Annotated in this window: 12 protein-coding genes; 6 read left to right on the forward strand and 6 right to left on the reverse strand. The window is 70.0% G+C overall.

What is annotated here, in order from left to right; translation table 11 throughout:
* Positions 1-6 precede the first annotated feature (6 nt).
* On the reverse strand, positions 7-909 hold the full coding sequence (locus ACQUQF_RS04035; RefSeq protein ID WP_435175954.1) for an ABC transporter substrate-binding protein: 903 nt from the start codon (positions 907-909) through the stop codon (positions 7-9).
* Positions 910-986: 77 nt separating this feature from the next.
* On the opposite strand from ACQUQF_RS04035, the gene ACQUQF_RS04040 reads away from it, so the two are divergent.
* The 3 genes from ACQUQF_RS04040 (at position 987) to ACQUQF_RS04050 (ending at position 2,325) form a co-directional block, all read left to right on the forward strand.
* The gene (locus ACQUQF_RS04040; protein WP_435175956.1) at positions 987-1,328 is read left to right on the forward strand and encodes a cupin domain-containing protein; all 342 of its coding nucleotides are present in this window, start codon (positions 987-989) and stop codon (positions 1,326-1,328) included.
* Positions 1,329-1,395: 67 nt separating this feature from the next.
* Positions 1,396-1,824, forward strand: a complete 429-nt coding sequence (locus ACQUQF_RS04045) for a VOC family protein (RefSeq protein ID WP_435175958.1) — start codon at positions 1,396-1,398, stop codon at positions 1,822-1,824.
* A gap of 216 nt (positions 1,825-2,040) precedes the next feature.
* Positions 2,041-2,325, forward strand: coding sequence for a HalOD1 output domain-containing protein (locus ACQUQF_RS04050; protein ID WP_435175960.1), 285 nt, complete (start codon positions 2,041-2,043; stop codon positions 2,323-2,325).
* Positions 2,326-2,637: 312 nt separating this feature from the next.
* Here the strand turns inward: ACQUQF_RS04050 and ACQUQF_RS04055 are convergent, their stop codons facing one another.
* A complete protein-coding gene (locus ACQUQF_RS04055; protein WP_435175962.1) occupies positions 2,638-3,897 on the reverse strand; it encodes a DNA double-strand break repair nuclease NurA in 1,260 nt (419 codons plus the stop codon).
* Positions 3,898-3,975: 78 nt separating this feature from the next.
* Here ACQUQF_RS04055 and ACQUQF_RS04060 point away from each other — a divergent pair, with 78 nt between their 5' ends.
* Entirely contained in the window at positions 3,976-4,446 is a 471-nt protein-coding gene (locus ACQUQF_RS04060) for a hypothetical protein (RefSeq protein WP_435175964.1), read from the forward strand.
* A gap of 108 nt (positions 4,447-4,554) precedes the next feature.
* Here the strand turns inward: ACQUQF_RS04060 and ACQUQF_RS04065 are convergent, their stop codons facing one another.
* Positions 4,555-4,785, reverse strand: a complete 231-nt coding sequence (locus ACQUQF_RS04065; RefSeq protein WP_435175966.1) for an Lrp/AsnC ligand binding domain-containing protein — start codon at positions 4,783-4,785, stop codon at positions 4,555-4,557.
* Positions 4,786-4,977: 192 nt separating this feature from the next.
* Between ACQUQF_RS04065 and ACQUQF_RS04070 the strand changes: the two genes are divergently transcribed.
* Positions 4,978-5,625: a helix-turn-helix domain-containing protein gene (locus tag ACQUQF_RS04070; protein WP_435175968.1), complete on the forward strand. Its 648-nt coding sequence runs from the start codon at positions 4,978-4,980 to the stop codon at positions 5,623-5,625.
* Between the two features lie 199 nt (positions 5,626-5,824).
* Positions 5,825-6,481, forward strand: coding sequence for a bacterio-opsin activator domain-containing protein (locus tag ACQUQF_RS04075; RefSeq protein ID WP_435175970.1), 657 nt, complete (start codon positions 5,825-5,827; stop codon positions 6,479-6,481).
* Between the two features lie 132 nt (positions 6,482-6,613).
* Here ACQUQF_RS04075 and ACQUQF_RS04080 read toward each other — a convergent pair whose 3' ends face one another.
* The 3 genes from ACQUQF_RS04080 to ACQUQF_RS04090 form a co-directional block, all read right to left on the reverse strand.
* Positions 6,614-7,456, reverse strand: a complete 843-nt coding sequence (locus ACQUQF_RS04080) for a hypothetical protein (RefSeq protein WP_435175972.1) — start codon at positions 7,454-7,456, stop codon at positions 6,614-6,616.
* Between the two features lie 6 nt (positions 7,457-7,462).
* Positions 7,463-8,122: a hypothetical protein gene (locus ACQUQF_RS04085; protein ID WP_435175974.1), complete on the reverse strand. Its 660-nt coding sequence runs from the start codon at positions 8,120-8,122 to the stop codon at positions 7,463-7,465.
* A 250-nt stretch (positions 8,123-8,372) separates the two neighbouring features.
* Entirely contained in the window at positions 8,373-9,185 is an 813-nt protein-coding gene (locus ACQUQF_RS04090; protein WP_435175976.1) for a TrmB family transcriptional regulator, read from the reverse strand.
* Positions 9,186-9,244: the final 59 nt, after the last annotated feature.

Raw genomic sequence — 9,244 nt, forward strand, 5'->3', positions numbered from 1 at the left:
ACCGGGTCACGGCCGGCCTCCAGGCGCGACGATGGAACGGATCTCGGCGTCCGCGTCCACCAGGTCGCGCTCCTTCATCCAGTCGAGGTGCTCGCGGAGCTCGTCGTAGTCGGCGAGTTCGGGCGTCTCGTACTCCGGTACCGTTATCTGCTCGCGGACGGCGTCCATGTCGACGTCCTCGAACAGGTCGGGCGCGACCGCCTCGTCCTTGCCGAGCATGTCGAGGTAGTCGTCACGGAACTCGGCCGGGTTCTCGTTGATGGCCTCGACCGCGCGCCGGTAGCCGGCCACGAACTTCCGGAGCGCCTCCCCCGTCAGCCGCTCGCCGCCGACGACGCCCATGTGGTTCTCGAACTCCATGACGCGCTCGAAGCCCAGCTCCTCGGCCAGCGTGCTGTGGGGCTCCAGCAGCGTCGCGGCGTCGACCTCGCCGTCCCGGAGCGCCCGCAGCCGGTCGGTCGGCATCCCGTGGTGTTCGATGGTCACGTCCCCGGGCGGGAGGTGGGCCTCCAGCGCCCGGATGGCGGTGTACTCCTGGCCGGTCCGGCGGTTGACCCCCACGGGCACCCCCGCGAGGTCGGCCGGCTCCTCGACGTCGGTGTCGGGCCGCGTGAAGACGGCGTAGGGCTGGTCGGCGAACGTCCCCTTGGCCACCACCTTCCCGTCGTGCATCTCCCAGGTGCGCTTGAGGCTCTCCCACTTACAGATGGGATACAGGTCCACGTCGTAGTCGCCGGTCAGCGTCTCCTCGGCCGGGATGTACTTGCGCTCGACCGCCTCCCGGTCGCGCTCGACGAGCTCGACCCGTAACCCCTCGTCCCCGAAGTACCCCCGCTCGCTCGCCACCCGCTGGGGCAGCATGAACGAGAACGGCAGGTGAAAGAGCCGAACGGTAGTCTGTTCGGACATCGCAACCAGCTAACGGGAACTTCCCACTTAGGGTTTTTCGCAATTCCTTTAAGTGCGTTCGTGTGATACGGCGTGCCATGGAACTGGTCAATCTGACCGCCAGGGAGACCGAGGAGGCCGTCGACGGCGTGCACTTCACCCAGCTTGCCGCGGGGGAGAACATGAGCATCCAGCACTTCCGCATCGACCCGGGGGCGACGATTCCGGAGCACACCCACGACCACGAGCAGCTGGGGTACATGACCAGCGGGGAGCTGGTGGCCACGGTGAACGGCGAGGAGCGGGTCTTCGGCCCGGACGACTCCTACTGCTTCCTCAGCCGGGAGCCCCACGCCTGCGAGAACCGGGGCGACGAGCCCGCGGTCGGCATCGGCGTCTACAGCCCGCCGCGCCGCGAGGCCGAGTGGAAGGACCGATGAGCGCGCGGAGATCGACGGATCGCGCACCACCGACGGGAAGGCGGAGGACGCAGGGGGAGCGGGGTCGATGCGGGGCGTAGACCACATCAACGTCGACGTCGACGACCTGGACGCCTGCCTCCAGTTCTACCGCGACACGCTCGACCTCGACCTGATTCGGCCGCCCGAGGACTTCCAGGGCGCCCACGCCATGTTCGAGGCCGGCGACACGGTGGTGACGCTGGCCGAGACCGGCCGCGCCGAGGGGTGGGACGACCGGGGGCTGGACCACCCGCTCGACAAGGCCCACGTCGCGTTCGAGACCGACCGGGAGCAGTACGAGGCGGCGATGGACGACCTCGGCGACCAGTTCCCGAAGCAGGGCCCCTACGACTGGGGCGAGTTCGAGGGGTTCTACTTCCTCGACCCGGACGGGAACCTCCTGGAGGTCGTCACGTACGAGTCGCCGGAGGGTGAGCGGGACCGTCCGCTGCTGACCCACGACGACGTGGAGTGAGCGCGGATCGGCCGGACGAGGTGTCGCAGCAGCCGGTAGTGCGGTTTCCGTGTTCAGTCGGTGGCCCGGACCGGCTCGCGGTTTCGCTCAGGCCCGTACCTATCACTCGTTCTCGGCGTCCATCCCATTAAATAGTGTACAAGTTGGTATCGTGGCACTACCTGGCGTGCAAATATGAGCCGAGATTTATACCCATTTGCTCCCTACGGTATCGGTATGAGTTGTGGGAGAGAGGAACGAGTGGCGTGCCGGTGTCCGATCGACGGGGAGAAACCGCTCAGTCTCGCAGTCGTCGAGTGCATCTCGAAGGCGGACGGAGCCGATCCGGAGACCCTCCCGCCGCTACACGAGGCGATAGACCCGGAGGCCCTCGACGATCTGTTCCGCGATCGCACCCCTGGAGAAGTAACGTTCACGTACCTGGATTACGAGATAACCGTCGGTAGCGACGCCGTAATCTCGACCCGACAGCTCGAGGACCAGCCGGCGACCGCGGACTGAAACCGATTCGTCGGTTCCGTCCCGGCCAGTGACCCCGTACCGGAAATCGAAGCGACAAGGGCACGATCCACTCGAAAATAGTTTACCGGGCAAATAGAAGAACAGTACCGACAGCAACTGGTAGTGGAATCAGGCGGGTCGACCAGACGGGAAGCCAAGTGGGGTCCGACAACGCTACGCCGAGCGGAGCGAGGCGTTTCGCCGACCGCGAGGCCGCCGGCCGAGCGGTCGGGACGTTTTCATCGACGTTTTTGGTGGAGGGGTTCCCGCAGCGCCGGAGGCGCGAGGAAACCCCTCCTCGAAAAGGTCGGTTCAGTAGTCGCGTCCCCACCGGACCGCGTTGTAGTTCTCGTCGAGGTCGGTGTCGAGCGAGCGCTCGAACGCCCGGACCAGCGACCCGGCGCTGTTGCGGTCGATGGCCGCGAGGTCGTCGGCCTTCGCCACGGCCTGGGGCGGGCCGCGCCGGACCGCGACCTCGCTCAGCACCTGGCGCTCGATGCGCTCGCGGGTCTCGCGGTTCCGGGTGAACACCAGCGGGGCCTCGACCTTGAAGATCAGGTCGCGGCGGGGGTCGTAGACGACGCAGAACGTGACCCGGTAGTCCTCGGGGTCGAGCCCGCGGTCGAGGTGCGGGCTGTCGGGCTCGGCGAAGAACGCGTCCATCCCGCCGGTCGAGACGAACCAGTTGGTGAGCGTCAGCTCGTCGGTCAGGCGCTCGAACTCGCCGTCCACGAGTTCGCGCCGCTCCAGGAGGTGGGCGAACAGCCCCGCGTCGTGGGCCCACGGCACCGGCCCGAAGTCGGTCTCGCGCTTGAGGGTCCGGACGACCGCCTTCGAGGAGACGTTCTTGACGAACCCCGCCAGCGGGACCCCGCGGTCGGCGAACGCCTCGACCAGGTCGACGTAGTTGTCGAGGATCCGGCCGACGTGGGGCGACTCCTCGAACAGGTCGGTCAGCACCGAGCTCCGGTAGTACCACCGCAGGAGGCCCTTCGGGTAGATGGGACCGTCGAGCAGCAGGAACTCCGAGACCCGGTCGGCGTGCTCCAGCGCGTGGGTGCTCTCGGCGAGGTAGAGCGCGAGCGCGTGGACCACGTCCTCCTCGTACTGGTTCTCGGGGAGGTGGGTGTGGACGATCTTCCGGCGGCTCCCGCCGTCGTAGGCCTCCCACTCGGTCCCGAAGTCCTTCGACGTGTCGTTGGAGTGGAGCGCCTTCACCACGGTCCGGCTGTCGTGGAGGTCGAGGTCCGAGGGCGCGGCGCTCATGGCGGCGTGGGCCACGTCGAGCACCAGCCCGTTCTTGAACGGTTTGGGGTTGAGCGTCCCGGCGTCGAGGCCGTGGGTCGTCCCGAACGGCTCGTCCTCCAGGGCGATCTCCTCGGCGTCGACCCGGCGGCGCGCGAGCTCGTCGATCGGTTCGAGAACCTCGTTCCCGTCGCCGTCCCGGAGCGGGTCGAGGAAGTGCTCCCAGACGGTCTCGGCCGAGTCCCGGTGGTCCTCGTCCTCGGCGTCGTAGTCGATGCGGTCGGCCAACCCCGCGATGCCGTCGAAGTGCACCGGGTCCAGCGTCATACCGTCGGGATGCGGACCCACCGCCAAAAAGCCGCCGTTCGGACGGGGTTTTTGAGGGCCGGCCCCGTAGCGCCGCCCGTGACCAGATTCGACGCCGCGACGCCCGCGGAGCGCCGGAAGCTCTTCGCCGAGGCCATCGCGGCCCACCGCGAGCGCGGCAGCCCGTTCGCCACCTTCGAGGCCGACGCCGACGCGTCGGCGCTCGCGACCGGGGACGGTAGTGACGGAAGCGAGGCGGAAACCGGGGCGAGCGACCGCGACGACGCCGAGGCCGACGACCCGGAGGAGCTCCCGCCGTGGATCCAGTTCGGCGACGGCGTCCTCAACCTCGACTGCACCGAGTCGGAACTCGACGACCTCAAGTCGGTGCTCGGGGAGTTCCCGGCGTTCAAGATCGACGACATCACCCGGCCCGAGGAGGCCGAGGGCGTCAACGTCCGGGTGTCGGCGCTGGCCGACCCCAACCGCGTCGCCCAGTGCGTCGACCGGGTCTTCCGCGAGGTGTACGGCCAGCACGAGTCGTTCCGGGCGTGGGTCGCCGCGGTCTGACGCGACGGGGCCGCCCCGGCGGCGCGACCGCGGGCCGACGGACCGCCGGGCAGTCGGTCCGGCGGGCGGTCAGTCCGTGACGCGAACGGTCCGACGGGCGCCAGACGCCTAGTCCAGGTGGACGTACGTCCGGGTCGTCCCGACGCCCTCGACCCCGTGGACGCCGCCGGTGACCGTCTTCTGGAGGTCCCGGACCGTCTCGCCCTCGATCTCGGCGATGATATCGTAGTCGCCCGAGACCACGTGGGCCGACGACACCCCCGGCAGGTCGCGGATGGCGGTCGCGACGTCGGCCGAGGCCCCGGCGCCCGTAATTATCGCCACGTAGGCACGAACCATAGACCCGATACGCCGGGCGCCCTCAAAGCCTTACTGCCGGTCCCCGGCGACCGTACTGCCGGTTCGGCCCACTGCCGGTGCGCCGTCTGGACCGCCGACCTGTCGACCGGGCTCGCCGACCGCACCGCCGACCGGACGGTTCCGCCGCCGGTCCGCCACACGAGGTTTCCGTCGGGGGCGCCAACGATAGGCATGAGCCTCGTCGCGGAGTTCTCGGTGCCGGCCGACGAGTTCGCGCTCTCGCACGCGCTCGAGGCGGTTCCCGCGGTGCGCGTCGAGATAGAACGCCTCGCCACCCACAGCACGCAGTGGGTGATGCCGTTCCTCTGGGCGACCGGGGGCGACCTCGACGCGTTCGAGGTCGCCGTGGCGGACGACCCGACGGTCGCGCACGCGGAGGTGCTCGACCGACTCGAGGGGACCGCCCTGTACAAGGTCGAGTGGGAGGAATCGGTCGAGCGCCTCGTCAACGCGATGGTCGACGAGCACGCCGTCGTCCAGGAGGCGGTCGCGGACGACGAGTGGTTCCTCAGGGTCCGGTTCGCCGACGCCGACGAGCTCTCGTCGTTCCGCGAGACCTTCGAGTCGAACTTCGAGCTGGTCCGCAAGCAGCGGACCCGCGAGCCGCACCACGCCGAGTTCGGGCTCACGCCCGAGCAGCGCGAAGTGCTCGTCGTGGCGGCCCGACTGGGCTACTTCGAGGTGCCCCGCGGGGCCACCGTCGAGGACATCGCCGACCGGCTCGACATCTCGACCAACTCGGTCTCCCAGCGGCTCCGCCGGGCCCACGACGCGCTGATCCGCAACACGCTGCTGATCGAGGGTCGCCACCGGGGGTGACCGTCGACGCCGGGACGGACCGCCGACTGCGGTCGCCGGGAGCGATCGCCGAGAATCGACGCCGGGAACGCGACGGCATTAATATCGAGGCCGAGGCCTTATGCTACCGTTCTGGTAATCGTCGCACGATGAGAGCGATGCCAGTAGTCACGCCGCGGGCGTCGAGTCGTCGCGCGACGGGTGGAGGACGCGCCGACGGATGGGGGTAGCGACCGCCTTCGAGATCGAGGTGCCGGCGTCGGCGCTCGCGCTCGGCGAGACGTTCGAGCGCGCGCCCGGCGCGACGGTCCGACTCGAGCGCACGGTGGGCCAGTCGAACGACCGGACCGTTCCGTTCGCGTGGGTGTCGGACGTCGACTTCGACCGGCTCCCCGACCTGCTCGCGGCCGACCCGTCGGTCGTCGAGGCCCGGCGACTCGGCGCGGACGGCGACGCGGAGCTGTTCGAGATCGAGTTCGACGCCGGCATCTGCCGGTTCGTCGAGGCCGTCTTCGACCGCGACGGCGCGGTGCTCCGGGCGACCGCGACCGGCGGCGTCTGGACGCTCCAGCTCCGGTTCGCCGACCACGACGACGTCAGCGAGGTGTTCGACGACGAGTTCCGCCGGGAGTTCGACGCGACCATCACCCGGCTCCACCGGGCCACCGACGCGCCCGCGGTCGGGACCGGCGTGACCGACAAGCAGCGCGACGCCCTAGAGACCGCCTTCGAGGGCGGCTACTACGACGTGCCCCGGAACATCGACCTGGAGGGCGTCGGCGAGCGACTCGGCATCTCCCGGCAGGCGGTCTCCGAGCGCCTCCGGCGGGGCCACGAACTGCTGGTCGCGGACTTCCTCGGGAAGCGCGAGAACTGACGGCGTCCCGCCGCCGGCGTCGCCTGCCGGGGTCGTCGCCCCCGAGTCTGCGACGCCGGCGCGAGCGATTCTACGATCTCCGGAGGGCCGAGGAGCGCAGCGGAAACCGACCGTCGGCCGCCGACCCGGCGGTCAGCCCGACCCGGCGCCGGGCGGCAGCGCCCGGTCGACCCGCTTGGCGACCGAGACCGGGAACCGGGTCGTCGTTCCGCCGACCGCGAGGTTGTCGTAGTAGACGTCGAGCGTGGCGGGGTTGACCGCGTCGCCGTGACCAACGCCGACCCGGACGAGCCGGGCGTCGGCGCCGAACCGCGAGACGACGTCGTCGAAGGTCCGGCCCTCGTACCCCTGCTCGGTCTCGGTGTACTCGAACCAGCCGCTCGTCCCGGCGGTGTCGCCCCGCATCCGGGCGAGGACGTCGAACGTCCGCCACTCCCGGGTGGGCTCGTCGCCGCCCCCGCCGTAGGTGAGGTACATCCCGTGGCGGCCGTCGTCGTTCTCGACGACGAGGAACGTCTGGTCGGGCGCGAGCGCCCCCGAGCCGTCCGGGTTGACGTTGTTCGCCCCCTCGTAGTAGTCGTAGGCGAGGCGGTCGAGCTCGCCCAGCGTGGTCCCGGCGCTCGGTTCGGCGATCGAGGCGGCGTAGTCGACCGTCGAGTTCCCGCCCGAGGTGACGTGGATCGGCCGCGGGTGGGCCTCGTCGCGCATCGCCTCGGGCGCCGCCTCGACCCTCGCGGTGTAGGTGCCGTCGCCGTTGAGGTCGAACAGCGTGACGCCCGGCGGGAGCGACGTGTCGATCTGCTGGCGTGCGAGTCCGGCGCGGGCGCCGTCGCGGTTGCGCACCGCCGTCCGCTCGTCGTCCGCCCGCCGCACCGCACTCTCGCCGGCAGCCGCGCCGCTGGCGCCGGCGACGCCCGTCAGGGCGGCCAGGCCGCGCAGCACCGCGCGCCGCGTCCGGTTGGTGGTCGGCGACACGTCTCGTCAGTCCGGGTTGATGTCGAGGGTCACCGTCAGCGGGCCGTCGGCCTCGGCGAACGCGATGGCGCCCGAGTAGCGGTAGTCGTCGACGGGGTCCTCGTTGCCGTCGACGGTCCCGCCGACCGTGCCCCGGACGACGTTGCCGTCGATGGTGTCGACGCCCAGGGTGCCGGCCTCCGGCCCCTTCTCGACCTCGCCGGAGACGCGGAACTTGTACTCCACCTTCTCGCCCTCGGCCTCGATGGTGACCGTGTTCGAGAGCTTCTGGTCGTCGCTGTCGTCCTTCGTGGTATCTTTGAGGAGGTCGCCGTCGACGTACACCTTCCCGGGTCCGCTCAGCTTGAGTTCCTCGATCTCTCCCGTGAACATGAAACTGTCACACCGCTCCTGGCTGGTCGCGCCCTCGGCGAACACGTCGCCGACGGCGTCGTACTCGTCGCTCTCGTACTTCCCGCCGCGCTCGAGGCTGCCCGAGACGCGGACGAAGTAGTCGAACGTGTCGTCGCCGGCCGCGCAGAACCGGATCTCCTTCTCGTCGCCGTCCGCGCCGGCGGTCCCGGCCAGCGCGGTGCCGGCGAGGCCGGCGGCCGCCGTGCCTTTCAGGACGGACCGCCTGTCGACGCGTCCGTCGGTCGATTCTCCGTCTCCCTCGGTGTCGGTCATTGCTTCCACACCCCGTCTCCCCGTGCGGTCGCCGTCGGTTTCAACCCCGGCGCCCCTCAACCCCGATTTCGGCGCCTTTCGGCCGACTTAATCCGGATTCAGTCTCGAAACGCCGCGTTACGCGAGTCAAGCCCGGATGGAACCGGCTCGGGCGGCGTTTCGGCCGGCCTATGGTCGGCGGACCGACTGATTTCCGGGCCCGTTCTATCGCGGTCAGTTCCGTCCGCGACCCGTGCGGTCCCCGGCGCGGTCACGACCCGCCGAACGAGAGCGGCTCGGCCTCCTCCCACCGCGGCACGAACGCCTCGCGGACGTCGGCCGCGAACTCGGGGTCCTTCATGTCGATCATGGCGAACGCCTCGCCCGGGCTCAGGGGGTTGGCCACCTCGATGCACACCTCCACGTCGTCGATGAGGTTGAACGCGCCGTCGAGGTTCTCGGTGGTCCGGACCGCGAACTCGGGGTGGTCGGCCATCGTGTCGAGGTAGCGCTCGCCGACGCTCGGCGGCAGCGTCTCGACGAGTTCGGGCGTCATGAGCAGCGAGACGTTCACGCCCCGGTCGAGCGCCTCCTCGAGGTGGCGGGCCACCAGGTCGCCCACGTCGCCGATGTCGAACTGGGCAGAGGAGTCGCCCGCGACCATCACGATGCGGTCGTCGGCGGCGTCGAGGCGCTCGACCAGCAGGTCGACCGACTCCTCGGAGCCGACCGCGGCGGTCCAGAACCCCTCCTCGACCGGCTCGGCCGCGTCGAGCTCGTCGGTGAGGTCGTCGACGATGTCCTCGTACTGCTCGGCCCGCTCCTCGAGCTCCGCGAGCTTGTCGTCGAGCAGCCGGTTGAGCGCGGTGTCGGGCTCGACCGCGACGTACTTCTTGGGCCGGCTCGCGCTCTGGGAGCGCGCGAGGTTGTGGGTCTCCAGGCTGCTCAGCACGTCGTAGATGCGACCCATCGGCACGTCGCTGGCGCGGGACAGCTCCTTGGCGGTGGTCGGCCCCGCGTCCAGCAGCGCCTGGTACGCCCGGGCCTCGTACTCCGAGAGGCCGAGGTCTCGTAGGCTCGCCATGTCGGACACCAGACGCCCCGACCCTATAAACTCTCGTGTCGTTTCAAGTTTATAGTCGG

The organism is Halorussus sp. AFM4, assembly GCF_051194995.1.
GTDB lineage: Archaea > Halobacteriota > Halobacteria > Halobacteriales > Haladaptataceae > Halorussus.